This is a genomic window from Variovorax sp. dw_954 (assembly GCF_018449755.1).
Lineage (GTDB): Bacteria > Pseudomonadota > Gammaproteobacteria > Burkholderiales > Burkholderiaceae_C > Variovorax.
In genome coordinates this window covers 133,313-148,356 of sequence record NZ_JAAVVD010000008.1, presented here as the reverse complement: position 1 = coordinate 148,356, position 15,044 = coordinate 133,313, and the positions used below count along the sequence as shown (strand labels likewise).

At 67.7% G+C, this 15,044-nt stretch carries 17 protein-coding genes; 11 read left to right on the top strand and 6 right to left on the bottom strand.

The genetic code is table 11. From position 1 onward, the window contains the following. Positions 1-90: 90 nt before the first annotated feature. The 11 genes from HB681_RS14995 to mnhG all read left to right on the top strand — a co-directional run bounded on the left by HB681_RS14995 (position 91) and on the right by mnhG (position 9,272). Positions 91-435 carry a LapA family protein gene (locus HB681_RS14995; protein WP_213955637.1) on the top strand — a complete coding sequence of 115 codons (345 nt, stop codon included), beginning with the start codon at positions 91-93 and terminating at the stop codon, positions 433-435. Further along, positions 425-1,606 (top strand): lipopolysaccharide assembly protein LapB, encoded by a 1,182-nt coding sequence (lapB, locus tag HB681_RS14990; protein WP_213955636.1) that lies wholly within the window; start codon positions 425-427, stop codon positions 1,604-1,606. The genes HB681_RS14995 and lapB overlap by 11 nt, the downstream gene beginning before the upstream one ends. A 112-nt stretch (positions 1,607-1,718) precedes the next feature. After that, a complete protein-coding gene (locus HB681_RS14985) occupies positions 1,719-2,231 on the top strand; it encodes a helix-hairpin-helix domain-containing protein (RefSeq protein WP_213955635.1) in 513 nt (170 codons plus the stop codon). Positions 2,232-2,278: 47 nt separating this feature from the next. Next, the gene (locus HB681_RS14980; protein WP_213955634.1) at positions 2,279-2,431 is read left to right on the top strand and encodes a hypothetical protein; all 153 of its coding nucleotides are present in this window, start codon (positions 2,279-2,281) and stop codon (positions 2,429-2,431) included. Positions 2,432-2,441: 10 nt separating this feature from the next. Beyond that, positions 2,442-2,819, top strand: coding sequence for a fluoride efflux transporter CrcB (gene crcB / locus HB681_RS14975; RefSeq protein ID WP_213955633.1), 378 nt, complete (start codon positions 2,442-2,444; stop codon positions 2,817-2,819). A 57-nt stretch (positions 2,820-2,876) separates the two neighbouring features. Next, positions 2,877-5,855, top strand: a complete 2,979-nt coding sequence (locus HB681_RS14970) for a monovalent cation/H+ antiporter subunit A (protein WP_213955632.1) — start codon at positions 2,877-2,879, stop codon at positions 5,853-5,855. Continuing rightward, entirely contained in the window at positions 5,855-6,217 is a 363-nt protein-coding gene (locus tag HB681_RS14965) for a Na+/H+ antiporter subunit C (RefSeq protein WP_213955631.1), read from the top strand. The genes HB681_RS14970 and HB681_RS14965 overlap by 1 nt, the downstream gene beginning before the upstream one ends. Positions 6,218-6,392: 175 nt before the next feature. Beyond that, on the top strand, positions 6,393-8,087 hold the full coding sequence (locus HB681_RS14960) for a monovalent cation/H+ antiporter subunit D (RefSeq protein ID WP_213955630.1): 1,695 nt from the start codon (positions 6,393-6,395) through the stop codon (positions 8,085-8,087). Next, positions 8,084-8,575: a Na+/H+ antiporter subunit E gene (locus HB681_RS14955; protein WP_213955629.1), complete on the top strand. Its 492-nt coding sequence runs from the start codon at positions 8,084-8,086 to the stop codon at positions 8,573-8,575. The genes HB681_RS14960 and HB681_RS14955 overlap by 4 nt, the downstream gene beginning before the upstream one ends. Beyond that, a complete protein-coding gene (locus HB681_RS14950; RefSeq protein WP_213955628.1) occupies positions 8,572-8,850 on the top strand; it encodes a K+/H+ antiporter subunit F in 279 nt (92 codons plus the stop codon). Before HB681_RS14955 ends, HB681_RS14950 begins: the two co-directional genes overlap by 4 nt. Continuing rightward, positions 8,847-9,272: a monovalent cation/H(+) antiporter subunit G gene (gene mnhG, locus HB681_RS14945; RefSeq protein ID WP_213955627.1), complete on the top strand. Its 426-nt coding sequence runs from the start codon at positions 8,847-8,849 to the stop codon at positions 9,270-9,272. The genes HB681_RS14950 and mnhG overlap by 4 nt, the downstream gene beginning before the upstream one ends. Here the strand turns inward: mnhG and HB681_RS14940 are convergent. The 6 genes from HB681_RS14940 to HB681_RS14915 form a co-directional block, all read right to left on the bottom strand. Beyond that, positions 9,248-9,706, bottom strand: a complete 459-nt coding sequence (locus HB681_RS14940; RefSeq protein WP_256354082.1) for a peptidoglycan DD-metalloendopeptidase family protein — start codon at positions 9,704-9,706, stop codon at positions 9,248-9,250. The two genes, mnhG and HB681_RS14940, sit on opposite strands and share 25 nt — an antisense overlap. 244 nt (positions 9,707-9,950) lie before the next feature. Further along, positions 9,951-10,862 carry a hypothetical protein gene (locus HB681_RS14935; protein ID WP_213955625.1) on the bottom strand — a complete coding sequence of 304 codons (912 nt, stop codon included), beginning with the start codon at positions 10,860-10,862 and terminating at the stop codon, positions 9,951-9,953. Between the two features lie 208 nt (positions 10,863-11,070). Beyond that, positions 11,071-12,084 (bottom strand): XdhC family protein, encoded by a 1,014-nt coding sequence (locus HB681_RS14930; RefSeq protein WP_213955624.1) that lies wholly within the window; start codon positions 12,082-12,084, stop codon positions 11,071-11,073. Positions 12,085-12,095: 11 nt separating this feature from the next. Further along, entirely contained in the window at positions 12,096-12,740 is a 645-nt protein-coding gene (locus HB681_RS14925; protein ID WP_213955623.1) for a carbon monoxide dehydrogenase subunit G, read from the bottom strand. 39 nt (positions 12,741-12,779) lie between these two features. After that, entirely contained in the window at positions 12,780-13,973 is a 1,194-nt protein-coding gene (locus HB681_RS14920) for a VWA domain-containing protein (RefSeq protein WP_213955622.1), read from the bottom strand. Between the two features lie 142 nt (positions 13,974-14,115). Then, positions 14,116-15,036 (bottom strand): MoxR family ATPase, encoded by a 921-nt coding sequence (locus HB681_RS14915; RefSeq protein WP_213955621.1) that lies wholly within the window; start codon positions 15,034-15,036, stop codon positions 14,116-14,118. Positions 15,037-15,044: the final 8 nt, after the last annotated feature.

Sequence of the window (15,044 nt, the reverse complement as noted above, 5' to 3'; positions counted from 1 at the left end):
TGCGCCTTGCCCTGCGCCCCGCTGACGCAGCCTTCACTCGCGAATCGACTGCTACAGGCCACTAAAATCGGGCCGCCAACGGGGAACCCGATGAAATACATCCTGTGGCTGCTCAAGGCAGCCATTTTTTTTACCCTCTTCGCGTTTGCGCTGAACAACCAGCACGATGCGACGGTGAACTTTTTCTTCGGCACCTACTGGCGTGCGCCACTGGTGCTGGTGGTGCTCGTCGCCTTTGCGGGCGGGCTGGTGGTGGGCGCGCTCGGGATGCTGCCGGGCTGGTGGAAGCATCGCAGCGGCGCCGCGAATCAGCGGCTCGCCGAATCCTCCTCCGCATCTGCCGCCGCCATCCCGCCGGCGCCTGCCGCGGCAGCCGACGCCGCGGCCGCGTCACCCCCCACTGACCTGCCGATCGTGCGCCAACATGGACTTTGACTACACATGGCTGCTGGCGGGCCTGCCGCTGGCCTTCGTCCTTGGCTGGCTGGCGTCCCGCTTCGATCTGCGGCAGTTGAAGCTTGAAAACCGCCAGGCGCCCAAGGCCTACTTCCGCGGCCTCAACTTCCTGCTGAACGAGCAGCAGGACAAGGCCATCGACGCATTCATCGAGGCAGTGCAGAACGACCCCGACACGCAGGAGTTGCACTTTGCGCTCGGCAATCTGTTCCGGCGTCGCGGCGAGTACCAGCGCGCGGTGCGCGTGCACGAACACCTGCTCGGCCGTGGCGACCTGAGCCGGGACGACCGCGACCGGGCACAGCATGCGCTGGCGCAGGATTTCCTTCGCGCCGGCCTGCTCGACAGGGCCGAGGCCGCATTGCAGAAGCTGGAAGGCACGCGCTACGAGACCGAGTCGCGACTGGCACTGCTGGCCATCTACGAGCGTTCCCGCGAATGGGCGCAGGCCGCCACGGTGGCGCAGAAGTTGGACGAATCGGACCAGGCCAGCTACGCCACGCGGCGCGCGCACCACCTGTGCGAGCAGGCGGCGGAGCGGACAACCGCAGGGGATCTCGACGCTGCCGGCGAACTGCTGCGGCAGGCGGTAGAACTCGCCCCGCAGGCGCCGCGGCCGGCGATCGACACGGCCAACCTCCAGTTGCGCAACGGTGAAGCGGCCGCCGCGTTCGATACGCTTGCCAACCTCTGCGACAACGCGCCGCTGGCCTTGCCGCTGTTCGCGGCGGCCTTGCAGCAGGCCGCCATCGCCTCGCAACGCACCGGTGAAGCGATCGCACTGCTGCAGCGGCGCTATGCCGCGTCGCCCTCGATCGATGTGCTGGAGGCGATCATCGCGCTGGGCGGAAATCCGAAGGTGCCCGACCAGGACCAGCCCGCGGATACGCCGCCAGAACCCCGCGACGGCTACATCGCGCACCTGGCGCACCATCCCTCGCTGGTGGCCGCTTCGCGCTGGCTCTCCGGCGAGCACTTCACGCGCGAGCAATTCCACCCGCAGGTGCAACGCGCACTCGACCAGGCCACGCGACCGCTGATGCGCTATCGCTGCGCGGCGTGCGGCTTCGAGGCGCACCAGTACTTCTGGCATTGCCCCGGTTGCCAGGCGTGGGACAGCTATCCGCCGCGCCGCGTCGAGGAACTGTAGGTTCGTGATCGCACGGGCCGGTCAACGAACCGGACGCGAACACCGTTGAAACGAGGCCGCCGCGCAGCGCTTGCGTCGGCGGCTTCATTTCACACAATCAGGGAGTTTCCACATGTTCAAGAAGATCGCGGCCGCGTTTGCCGCTGCACTGTTCGCCGTTTCGTCGTGGGCCGCAGTCGAGGCCAACAAGGGCACCGCCGCAGAACTCGACAGCCTCAAGGGTGTCGGCCCGGCCATGTCCAAGCGCATCGTCGATGCGCGCGCGCAAGGCGAATTCAAGGATTGGGGCGACTTCATGAGCCGCGTCAAGGGGGTGAAGGACAAGTCCGCGGCCAAGCTGTCGAACGAAGGCCTCACGATCAATGGCCAGGCCTTTACGCCGATGGCGCATGCCGACGGCAAGAAGAAGAATGGCAAGAACGCGCAGGTCGCTGCTGCTGCTGCACCGGCGGCTGCTGCACCGGCAGCGGCGGCTGCACCGGCTCCTGCTGCTGCGCCACCGGCAGCGCCTGCCGCCCCGGCCAAGCCCGCCGTGGTCCCGGCGGTCGCATCCGCCGCTGCGGCCGCAGCACCCGCCGCCACTGCTGCGGTGGCACCGGCTGCAAAGGCTGCTGCTGGCAAGTAGGCCGCGATCCGCTGATCGCGTCGAGCCGCCTTCGGGCGGCTTTTTTCATGGGCGGGAGCAGCACGGGCAAGGACAGCAACATCAACACCAAGACCGCGATCCCGTTCTTCTCTGCCCGGTGGTGTGCATCGCGCTCATCACGCTGTTCCCCGGGCACCGTGACGATCCTGCCCGACCTGTTGATGGGCGCGGAGAAGTAAAGTCGCGGCCATGCTGCTTCCCGTTTTCGCGATCTGCGTCGGCGCCTCGCTGGGCGCCCTTTCCCGCTGGGGCCTTGCGCTCTGGCTTGGCGTCGGCGGCTTCATGCCCTGGGGCACGCTCGCGGCCAACCTGATCGGCGGCTATCTCGTCGGCGTCATGGTCGCGATCTTTGCGGCCATGCCCGACATCGATCCCGTGTGGCGGCTCGCCATCGTCACCGGTTTCCTGGGCGGGCTGACAACGTTCTCGAGCTTCTCGGCCGAGGTAACGACGATGCTGATGGAGGGACGCGCCGGGGTGGCGCTGGTTACCGCGGCCAGTCATCTTGCAGGCTCGCTGGTCCTGACCTGGCTCGGCATCCGCACGGTCCACTTCATCGCGACATAGGCAAGGCTCCGGTTTCGCGATGGCGTCGCGCGCGTGCGCGACCCATAATCCACCGCGATGCCCTTGGTACTCCTCGTCGCGCTCCCCTTCGTCGCCAGCGTATTGGCGGCAGCCATGCCGTCGAACGCGCGCAACCGGGAATCGACGCTTGCGGGCCTGGTCGCCTTGGGCTGCGCGGCACAGGTCGCGTGGCTGTTTCCCCGAGTTGCCGGCGGCGAGGTGATCCGCGAGCGCTTCGAATGGCTGCCCTCGCTCGGGCTTGACCTGGTCTTCCGGCTCGACGGCTTCGCGTGGCTGTTCTGCATGCTGGTGCTCGGCATCGGGGCGCTGGTGGTGCTCTACGCGCGCTACTACATGTCGCCGTCCGATCCGGTGCCCCGCTTCTTCTCGTTCTTCCTGGCCTTCATGGGCGCCATGATGGGCGTGGTGCTGTCGGGCAACCTGGTGCAGATGGTGGTGTTCTGGGAACTGACCAGCCTGTTCTCCTTCCTGTTGATCGGCTACTGGCACCACCGGCGCGATGCGCGGCGCGGGGCGCGCATGGCGCTCACCGTGACCGGCGCGGGTGGGCTGTGCCTGCTGGCGGGCGTGCTGGTGCTTGGCCGCATCGTCGGCAGCTACGAGTTGGACGCGGTGCTTGCCTCGGGCGCGCGGATTCGGGCACACGGGCTGTATGCGCCGATGCTGGTGCTGGTGCTGCTGGGCGCCTTCACCAAGAGCGCGCAGTTTCCGTTTCACTTCTGGCTGCCGCGCGCCATGGCCGCGCCGACGCCCGTGTCCGCGTACCTGCATTCGGCCACGATGGTGAAGCTGGGCGTGTTCCTGCTTGCGCGCTTGTGGCCGGTGTTGTCGGGCACCGAGCAGTGGTTCTGGCTGGTCGGCGGGGCCGGCGCCATCACGCTGCTGCTCGGCGGGTTTGTCGCGATGTTCCAGCGCGACCTGAAGGCCCTGCTTGCCTATTCGACGATTTCGCACCTCGGGCTGATCGTGCTGCTGCTGGGGCTCAACTCCACGCTGGCCGCCGTGGCCGCGGTGTTCCACGTGATGAACCATGCGACCTTCAAGGCCTCGCTGTTCATGGCGGCCGGCATCATCGACCACGAGAGCGGCACGCGCGACATCCGAAAGCTCAGCGGGCTGATCAAGCTCATGCCAATCACCGGCACGCTGGCGATCATCGCGAGCGCCGCGATGGCCGGCGTGCCGCTGCTCAACGGGTTCCTGTCGAAGGAAATGTTCTTCGCCGAGGCGGTGCTGGTCGACGCCGCGCCGTGGGTCGAATGGACGCTGCCGATCGTCGCCACGCTGGGCGGGATCTTCAGCGTCACGTATTCGTCCCGCTTCGTGTTCGACGTCTTCTTCGGACCGCCCTGCGGTTCCGAGGTCCCGAAGACGCCGCACGAGCCACCGCACTGGATGCGCGTGCCGGTCGAGTTGCTGGTGCTGGTGTGCCTGGTGGTGGGCGTGGCGCCGGCCTGGTCGATCGGCCCGCTGCTGGCCGCCGCCGCACGGCCGGTGGTGGGTGGGGAGTTGCCCGACTACAGCCTGGCGGTGTGGCACGGCTTCAACCTGCCGCTGCTGATGAGCTTCATCGCATTGGCGGGCGGCCTCTCCTTGTTCCTGCTGCAGCGGCGCCGGCGCGAACGCGGCGGGCTGGTGCGCACGCCGTTCCTGCAGCACCTCGACGGGCAGCGCATCTTCGAGAACGTGATCGCGCGGATGAGCGAGGCCGGGCGACGCGGCCGGCGACTGTTGAGCACGCGCCGCCTGCAGCCGCAGTTGCTGGTGCTGGTGCTGGTGGCGATGGGCCTGGCGGCTGCCGCGCTCTGGTTGACGCCGGCATCGCGCGGTACGCGTGAGCTGCTGCCGTTCTCGCCGATGTTCGCGATGACCTGGCTGATCGGCTGCACCTGTGCCGTCGCGGCAGCCTGGCAGGCGAAGTTCCACCGGCTGGCATCGCTGATGCTCGCGGCGGGGGCAGGCCTGACCTGCTGCATCACCTACATCTGGTTTTCCGCGCCCGACCTGGCCCTGACGCAACTCGTGGTCGAGACCGTGACCACGGTGCTGATCCTGCTGGGCCTGCGCTGGTTGCCGCTGCGCAAGGCGACGGTGCAGCCGATGCGGGCGCGCCTGCAGCTCTGGAGGCGGCGTGGCCGCGACCTGGTGGTGGCCGCTTGCGCCGGCAGCGGCATGGCGCTGCTGGCCTGGATGATGATGACGCGACCTTTCCCGCTCAGCATCTCGCCCTTCTTCCTGGACCGCGCGATGACCGAGGGCGGCGGAGCGAACGTAGTCAACGTGATGCTGGTCGACTTTCGCGGTTTCGACACCTTCGGCGAGATCACGGTGCTCGGCGTGGTGGCGCTGACGGTGTATGCGCTGCTGCGGCGCTTCCGGCCCGCGCCGGAATCGATGGCGCTGCCCGAGCAGCAGCGCGCGCAAAGCCATGACGGCAGCACCGACCTGCTGAACCCGCGGCTCGCGAAGGACACGGCCGTGGGCTACCTGATGGTGCCGGCGGTGCTGATCCGCCTGTTGCTGCCGCTATCGGTGCTGGTGTCGGTGTACTTCTTCATGCGCGGGCACAACGCGCCCGGCGGCGGCTTCGTCGCCGGGTTGGTGATGTCGGTGGCCTTGCTGCTGCAGTTCATCGTGTCGGGCACCGAGTGGGTGGAGGAACATCTGCGCATCTATCCGCGCCGCTGGATCGCGGTCGGCATGCTGCTGGCGCTGGCGACCGGCGGCGGTTCGGTGCTGCTCGGCTATCCGTTCATGACCACGCACACCGCGCACCTGCACTTGCCGGTGCTGGGCGAGATCCATGTTCCGAGCGCGGCACTGTTCGACACGGGCGTTTTTTCAATCGTGCTGGGCTCGACCATGCTGATCCTCACGGCGCTGGCCCACCAGTCGATCCGCAGCCATCGCTGGGTGGCGGAACAGATGGAAAAGGAAGCCGAACGCCTGGCCGCTGCCGCTGCGTCAGCCGACGCCCCGCCTCTCGCACCCGTCGACGCCGGAGGCGCCCGCTGATGGAAGCCGTGCTGGCCATTGCCATCGGCGTGCTCACCGGATCGGGCGTGTACCTGCTGCTGCGGCCGCGCACCTTCCAGGTCATCATGGGGCTCACGCTGGTGTCGTACGCGGTGAACCTGTTCATCTTCAGCATGGGCCGGCTGATGGTCGACAGCGAGCCGGTGCTCACGCCAGGCATCCGCGCCACGCTGGCCAACACCGCCGACCCGATGCCGCAGGCGCTGGTGCTCACCGCCATCGTCATCGGCTTTGCCATGACCGCCCTGTTCCTGGTCGTCATGCTCGCCTCGCGCGGTCTTGCGGGCAACGACCATGTGGACGGCGACAAGCATGCGGACAGCGGGGATGGCACGTCATGAATACGGCATCGGGATCGGGATCGGGTACCGAACGCAGAAGGAAGACAAAAGCTACGCAGAAGCCGCAAAAGGACTTCAAGGAAAATTTTTGGGTTTTCTTTTGCGACCTCTGCGAAACCTTTGCGACTTCTGCGTTCGGTACCCGCACCCGCACCCCTGAGCAGGAGGCCGGCCCATGACCGTCACCCAGTTGCTCGACCGGCTGCTCGACGCCACGATGCCGCACCTGGTGGCGGTGCCGATCCTCGTGCCGATGCTCACCGCTGCGCTGATGCTGCTGCTCAACGAGAAGCGGCGCCGCGAGAAGGCGGTGCTGAGCGTGGTGTCGGGCCTCGCGGGGCTGGTGGCCGCGCTGGCCCTGCTGCGCTGGGTGAACGCCCCCGACGTGGGCGGCGGGGCCGGCTCCATCGGCGTCTACCTGCCGGGCAACTGGCGCGCGCCGTTCGGGATCGTGCTGGTGGCCGACCGGCTCTCGACATTGATGGTGGCGCTCACGGGAGTGATCGGCTTCGCGGCCTCGATCTACTCCACCTCGCGCTGGGACCGCGCGGGCGTGCATTTCCACGCCTTGCTGCAGTTGCAGTTGATGGGCCTGAATGGCGCCTTCCTGACCGGCGACCTGTTCAATCTCTTCGTCTTCTTCGAGGTGATGCTGGCGGCCTCCTACGGACTGCTGCTGCACGGTTCGGGCCGGCTGCGCGTGCAGGCGGGCCTGCACTACATCGCGATCAACCTGGCGGCCTCGTCGCTGTTCCTGATCGGCGCCTCCATGCTCTACGGCGCGACCGGCACGCTGAACATGGCGGACCTCGGCATGCGCATCGCACAGATCGCGCCGGCCGACCGTGGCCTCGTGCATGCGGCGACGGCCATCCTCTTCACCGCCTTCCTGGCCAAGGCCGGCACCTGGCCGCTTAACTTCTGGCTGGTGCCTGCGTACAGCGCGGCAGTGTCGCCGGTGAGCGCGGTGTTCGCGCTGCTGACCAAGCTCGGCATCTACACCATCCTGCGCTTGTGGACGCTGATGTTCGCGCCCGATACCGGCGCGTCGGCACAGTTCGGCCACAACGTGCTGATGGCGTTCGGCATGACCACGCTGTTCGTCGGCGCGCTGGGCATCATCGGCACGCAGCGCATGTCGAACCTGGCCGGCTTCAGCGTGCTGGTGTCGGCCGGGACGCTGTTGACGGCCATCGGTCTCGGCGAGCCCGCGGTGTGGGCCGGGGCGCTCTACTACCTGCTGAGCTCGACGCTGGCGGTGAGTGCGTTCTTCCTGCTGATCGACATGATCGAACGCTGGCGCAACGAGGGCGCCAGCATCGCGCCGCACGAAGTCGCCGACCACGCGCCCTTCCTCACGCCCGACCTGCAGCAGATCGAAGGCGTGAACCTCGACGACGACCAGCGCGAGATCTACGGCCGCGCCATCCCGGCGGGCGTGGCCTTCCTGGGGCTGGGCTTTGCAGGCTGCACGCTGTTGCTGGCAGGCATGCCGCCGCTGTCGGGCTTCCTGGGCAAGTTCGCGATGCTCTCGGGCCTTCTTGGCGCGCGCGAGACGGGCGCCTCTGGCTGGATGTTCATGGCCTTGCTGCTGGTGTCGGGCTTCCTGACCCTGGTGGCCATGACCCGCACCGGCATACGCCACTTCTGGACCCAGCCCGTGGAAACCCCTCCGCTGCTGCGCGCGGTCGAGCTGCTGCCGGTGGCGGCGCTGCTGCTCTGCTGCGTGGCGCTGACGACCGAGGCAGGCCCGGTGATGCAGCACGCCACGGCGACGGCCAGGGGCTTGTTCACCCCCACCGCCTATCGCAAGGCCGTGATGGGCGCACGGCAGGTGCCCAACCCCGTCGCCGGAAAGCGCACGCCATGAATCGCTGGTTGTCGTCTCTGCCGCTGTCGGTGTTCCTCTTCTCCGTGTGGGTGGTGCTGAACCAGTCGCTGGACGCCGCCACGCTGCTCCTGGCCGCGGTGCTGGCCATCGCGGTACCAATGCTCACCCGAAGCCTGCGACCGGCCCAGGCGCGTGTGCGGAATCCGGCGCTGCTGTTCAAGCTGGCGGTCCGTGTGACGGTGGACCTCGTGGCGTCGGCATTCGACGTGGCGCGGCTGCTGCTGACGCGCCGCAGCGCCGCCATCTCGTCGCGCTTCGTGCAGGTGCCGCTGGACATGCGCGATCCGAGCGGCCTGGCCATGCTGGCGATGGTGTTGTGCCTCACGCCGGGCACGGCCTGGGCAGAACTGGCGCTGGACCGGTCGACACTGCTGATCCACGTGTTCGACCTGGACGGGGAGGACGAAGCCTTCATCGCGATGATCAAGCAGCGCTATGAACGCCTGCTCATGGAGATCTTCGAATGACCCCTTTGCTGCTCTGGGCCCTGAAGGCCGCGCTCTTCCTGCTCGCGGTCGGCATGCTCTGCGCGCTCGGCCGCCTGCTGGTCGGCCCGACCGCGCAGGACCGCGTGATGGCGCTCGATTGCCTCTACATCAACGGCATGCTGATGATGCTGGTGCTCGGCATCATCTACGCCAGCGACGTGTACTTCGAGGCGGCGTTGCTGATCGCCCTGTTCGGCTTCGTAGGATCGATGGCGATGGCCAAGTTCCTCTTGCGCGGCGAGGTGATCGAATGAACAGCACGGATGCGCTGCCACTGTGGGCGGAGGTCCTGACGGCCGTGTTCGCCGTGCTCGGGGCCGCGTTCGCCGCGATCGGCTCGTTCGGGCTGGTCCGGTTGCCGACCTTCTTCCGCCGCATCCACGCGCCGACGCTGGGCGCGACCTTCGGCGTCTGGTGCATCACGCTGGCGACCGGCGTCTATTTCTCGGTGCAGGGCTTGCACCTGTTCCTGCATGCGGGGTTGATTTCGCTGTTCGTCGCCATGACCGCGCCGATCACCACGATCTTCCTCATGCGTGCGGCGCTGTTCCGTGCCCGCAAGGCCGACCGTGCGTCCGCCGAAGCGGCACCAACCGAGGGCCTCGAAGCGTCGGAAGCCGCTGCATCCGACGGCGCGCGGCCGGGAGTCGATCAGCGCAACGCGCCGTTCAAGTAGGGCTCCGGGTCCTGCGCGACGCCTTGCTTGCGGATCTCGAAATGGAGCTTCACGCGGTTGGTGCCGGTGCTGCCCATCTCCGCAATCTGCTGGCCTTGCCGGACCGCGTCGTCTTCCTTGACGAGCACCTTGCCGACATGGGCATAGGCGGTGATGAAGTTCTCGTCATGCTTGACGACGATCATCGTCCCGTATTCGGGCAAGGCGCTGCTCACCAGCACCACACGGCCGTCGCGTGAAGCCAGCACCGGATCGCCAGCGGCGCCCGCGATGTCGAGCCCCTTGTTTCGCTCGCGATCGTACCGGGCCAGGATCGGGCCCGGCGCAGGCCGGAGGTAGGCGCCCGCTGGCCGGGGCGCCACCACCGGAGGAGGCGCTGGCGCCGGTGGCGCAGCAGAGGTCGTCGACGAGGGCAATGGCGGCAGCGGCGGCAAGGGAACACGCTCTGTCGCGCAGCCTGCAATGCTCAATGCCGCGACGACGCAAAGGCCGTTGCGGAGGCTGCCAGGGGAAAGACCGAAAGGGCTGCGTGGGTGGTGCATAGTGCCTGCCGGCCATGATGGCTCGACGATCAGGTGCGACAACGTCATGTCAGAGCAAGGTTTTATACCTCACAACCCGGTCCGGCGGTCCACAACATGCGCACTCTCGACATTGCCGCGGGCCTGCCCAGCAGGGTCAGCGCCGGAGCTTCCGGACGATCCGCTTGGCTACCCGGAGCGGCGCGCCCAGGCGGTCGACGCCGGAGAAGATCGCTTCGTCGTAGCTACGCGGCCTGGACTTCGACAGCGCGGTCATGAAGCGATGCTTGGCCCTGTCGAGCGCCTGCGAGCGGCCGGGCGGCGTGGGTCGCAAGCCGAGCGTACGCAGCACGTAGTTGGCCTGGTACACATGTGCACGCGCATCGGCCTCGGGAAGGGAATAGTGGATCGAAATGCTCACCGAGACCTCATCGCCGGTGCGCGTCACCCGCGGCGACAACGGCGGGTTGTAGACCCCGACGCCGGGCCGAAGCAGGTATTCGATGCCGGTGTCCTCCACTTCGCTGCGGAACTTTGCCGCCAGCGGGTTGTGCCGGTAGTAGTCCTCGATCTCTTCCTCCGTGACGACGTGGCGTTCGTTCGGGAACACCGTCAGGTTCTTTGCGCCTCGAACCTGCAGCATGAAGGAGTTCGAATGATCGAAGTGGTAAGGCGCCACGAAGCCGGGCGGCTGGATGACGATGCTCATCCCGGCCCAGGTCATGTCCTTGCGGAACTGGATGCCCGCGGCGCGCTCGAGGTCCGCCAGCACCTGTTCGTACAACGCGTGGTATTCCGGGTCCGCCTGGTCCACGAAGTGCAGCACGACCCATTCGTCGGCGCTGGCAATGTGCAGCACCGAATCGCGCAGGCGATCCCGCAGCGCGGTGCGCCCCTGGCTTCGCTCTGCGGACGAGAACTCGCGCATCCAGTCTGTCCGGTCGAACAGGGTCTCGACGAGCGCGCCGAGCCGATCGAGTTCGAACAAGGGATGACTGGCGAGGTTGTGGTGGAAGGCAAACGACTGCTCGCCGACCTGCCGCCAGCGGGCCGGGTCGCGGGATTCCACCCAGCGTCGGCATGAAACATCGACTGCTGGCGGGGCGGTCACGGAGAGATCATCGAGAGGGTCGCGGAACATGGGAACAAGCAAGTGGACAGACGCTGCGCCACCAATTCAGCTTGGCACCGAGCAAGACGGCCCAATCTACTACACGGGACAGCCACTTTCCGCGCCGCTCGCGCAACGAGGCCGGATACCCGTGAAATGTTCAAGGTCAGTCTGCTTCCTGCAACGCCTTGGCATGCGCCACTTCGGCCTCGCGCGGCAAGGTCACCGCATTCTTGACGGCCAGGATTTCCGCCATCACGCTCACCGCGATCTCGGGCGGCGTCTTGCTGCCGATGTAGATGCCGATCGGGCCGCGCAGGCGCACCAGGGATTGCTCGGTCTGGTCGAAGTGCTCGATCATGCGCTCGCGTCGTGCGTCGGCATTGCGGCGCGAGCCGATCGCGCCGACATAGAAGGCTTCGGATTGCAGCGCTTCGAGGAGGGCCAGGTCGTCGAGCTTGGGGTCATGCGTGAGGCCGACCACGCAACTGCGCCGGTCGGGCCGGAAAGCGGTGACGGCGTCGTCGGGCATGACGGTGGTGATGGTCACGCCGGGGACCGACCACTCGCTGCGGTATTCGTCGCGCGGGTCGCACAGCGTGACGGCAAAACCGCTGAAGCGCGCCATCGTGGCCAGGTATTCGGCGAGCTGGCCGGCGCCGATCAGCAGCATGCGGTATTCAGGGCCGAAGGTGTTGACCAATTCGCGCTCATCCACCCTGAGCGCGGCTGGCGAGGAAGCCGAGGCCAGCCTCACGCTGCCGTCGGCCAGGGAGACGCTGCGCTGCATGAGCGTGCCTTGCTCCAGCTCGGCCACGAGCGCCTGCAGCGACGCGGCATCGGGGTCGTATTCGAGCAGCAGTTCCAGCGTGCCGCCGCAGGGCAAGCCGAAGCGGTGTGCCTCGTCGGCGGTGATACCGTACTTGACCAGCGCCGGCGCGCCATGCGGCATGGTGCCGGGCCCGCCATGGGCGCGCGAATAGCGAGCGATGAGGTCATCTTCGATGCAGCCGCCCGAGACCGAGCCGGACACCGCGCCGTCTTCCGCCAGCGCCATGATCGATCCGACCGGCCGGGGCGACGAACCCCAGGTGCGCACCACGGTGGTCAGCATGGCGCGACGGCCGGCGAGGCGCCAGTCGCGCAGGGTTCGCAGCACCATCACGTCCAGGTTTTCCATGGCCGCCCGTCCTAGCCGCGCAGATACAGGTAGGCGCCCACAGCCACCACGACGGCCACGACCACCCAGATCCATTTCTGGCTCGACCCGCCGGCGGACTCGCCCGAGGGCGACATCGGCCGGGTGCGCGGCGCGAGCGAATCGATGCTGCCGAAGGAGGTGCCGCCTTCCTCCTCGTCGTCGGCGCCGGCCACGGCGGCGGCGGGCGCCGGATAGCGCTCGGCCATCAGCGCGTCGAAGCGCTTGAAGAAGTCGTCGGCCATCGACTTGGCGGCGCCGTCCACCAGTCGCTGGCCCAACTGCGCGATCTTGCCGCCGACCTGGGCCTGCACGGTGTAGCCGAGCTCGCAGCCGCCCGGGTTCGGGGTCAGCGAGACGCTCGATGCGCCCTTGCCGAAACCGGCGACGCCGCCCTGCCCTTCGAAGGACAGCTTGTAGCTCTGCGGCGGCACGATCTCGGTCAGCGCGACCTTGCCGTTGAACTTGGCCGACACGGGGCCGACCTTGACCGCCATGCCGACGACATAGGTGTCGTCGCCGGCGGGCTCGAACTTGTCGCAACCTGCCAGGCAGGCCTTCAGCGTGGCCGGGTCGTTGAGCGCTTCCCAAGCCTGTTGTTGGGTGACGCCGAGTTGGCGGGTGCCGAGCATTTCCATGGTGTTTCCTTCTTTGTTCTGTCGTTCGCGGCCGAAGGGCTATCGACCCGCCCGCATCAGCGCGGCAAGGCTCGCGGCCAGCTCTTCCAGCGCGCTCAAATTGTGGACCGCGAGCATCGCGTCCGCATGGCGGTGCAGCAAAGCCGCTCCGCGCGCAAGGGGTGCGTAGCCCTCGTAGCGCATCAGCGGGTTGAGCCAGAGCAGCTTGCGCGAGTGGCGCTTGAGCCAGAGCAACTCCTGCTCCAGTTCGGCCGGCTCGCCGGTGTCGAGGCCATCGCTGATCACGAGCACGAGCGTGCGGCGGCCGACCAGCCGCCTCGCGTGGCGGCGGCGCAGCTGGGTCATTGAACCGCCGAGCCGCGTGCCGCCGGCGAAGTCGTCGATGGCGGCGCTGGCGGCTTCGAGCATGACGTCGGTGTCGGCGATGCGGAACGCGGGCGTGAGATCGGTCAGGTGCGTGCCGAAGGCGAACACGTCGCGCGGGCCGGCCCTGCGTGTGGCCGCATGCAGGAAGGCCAGCAGCAGGCGGGCGTAGCGTTCCATCGAGCCCGATACGTCGACCAGGATCAGCAGGGGCAAGGGCTGCTTGCGCCGCTCCAGGCGCGGCAGGCGGATCAACTCGCCGCCGGTGCGCGCGGCCTGGTGCAGGACGCCGGGCCAGTGCATGCGTGAATGGCTGCTCGCGCCGCTGGCCACACGCAAGCGGCGCGCGGGCAGCTTCGGCACCGGCAAGGAGATGTCGCGGGCAAGGCGCTCCACCAGCTGGTATTCGGCCGCGCCCAGCGCGTTGAAGTCGGCATGCTGCATGCGCTGGCGGTCGCTGGCTGTCATGGCAGCGTCGAACTCGACCTCGCGCTCGGTCCTGGCCGGCATGACCTTGGCGCGCGGCGCGGCCAGCGCCTCCCGCACGCGCGGCCGGCGCTTGACGGGCTCGGCCTTGCCTTCGGCGCTGGGCAGCATCTGCTGCAGGATCTTCTTGGCCAGCTCCGGATCGCGGAACCATGCGTCGAAGAGTTCGCGGAACACCATGCGGTCCTGTTCGCGGCTGACCATCACGGATTCCAGCGCGGCCGCGAAGTCGAAGCGGGTGTCGACGCCCACCAGCATGGCCGCCTCTGCCGCCAGCGCGATGCGCGCGGCATCGGTACGCACGCCGGCGCGGCGCAGCGCACGGCCGAAGCTCGCCATGTTGCCGGCGAGCTTGCCGGAGCGGGCGTCGCCTAGTTGTTGCATGGCTGTCCGATGCAAATACGGGGACCGAACGCAGAGCTCGCAAAGGCTTCGCAAAGGACGCGAAAAAGACAAGGAAAACTTTGAAGGTTTTCCTTTGCGACTTCTGCGAGACCTTTGCGACTTCTGCGTTCTGCTCCGGCTTTCATGCCCCGGCCTCCTCCGGCTTGAGCAGGTCGGCTGCCAATGTGTGCGTCAGCGCAGCCACGTCGTCGCGCTGCTTGAAGAGGATGCCGGCAGTGTTGACGATGACTTCGGGGTCGAGCTCGAGCGTGTCCATCGCGACCAGCGCCTTGGCCCATTCAACGCTTTCGGCAATGCCGGGCGCGCGCTGGAAGGCGTTGCTGAAGGGCTGGGAGCGCAGCTTGCCGACGAAGGCAGCCACCTGCGCGGACAGCACGGCGCTGGCCTGCGGCGCCTGCGCGCGAACGATGGCGAGTTCGCGTTCGCGCTCGGGATAGTCGAGCCAGTGATAGAGGCAGCGGCGCTTGACCGCGTCATTGAGGTCGCGCGTGCGGTTGCTGGTGAGGATGGTCACCGGCGGCACCAGCGCGCTGATCGTGCCCAGCTCGGGAATGCTGACCTGGTATTCGCCGAGGTATTCGAGGAGGAAGGCCTCGAAGGGCTCGTCGGCGCGGTCCACTTCGTCGATCAGCAACACGGCGCCGGGCGCTGGCGCCTGCAAGGCTTGCAGCAGGGGCCGGCGCACCAGGTAGCGGGGCTGGTACACCTCCGACTCGATGTCGCTCGACGCGCCATGCGCCTCGGCCGCGCGCATGTGCAACAGTTGGGCGGCGTAGTTCCATTCGTAGAGTGCCTCGCGCTGCTCCAGCCCGTCATAGCACTGCAGACGCAGCAGTTCGCGCGTCAGGGCCTTGGAAAGGGCCTTGGCCAGTTCGGTCTTGCCGACGCCGGGCTCGCCCTCCAGCAACAGCGGGCGCTGCAGCTTGAGTGCGAGGAAGACGGCGGTTGCCAGCCGGCGGTCCGCGAAATAGCCGGCCGCCTGCAGCGCTTGCGTGACCTCGTCGATGGAGGCGAACGGAGCGGTCGGCGTTTCAGAAGTCATATGTCTTT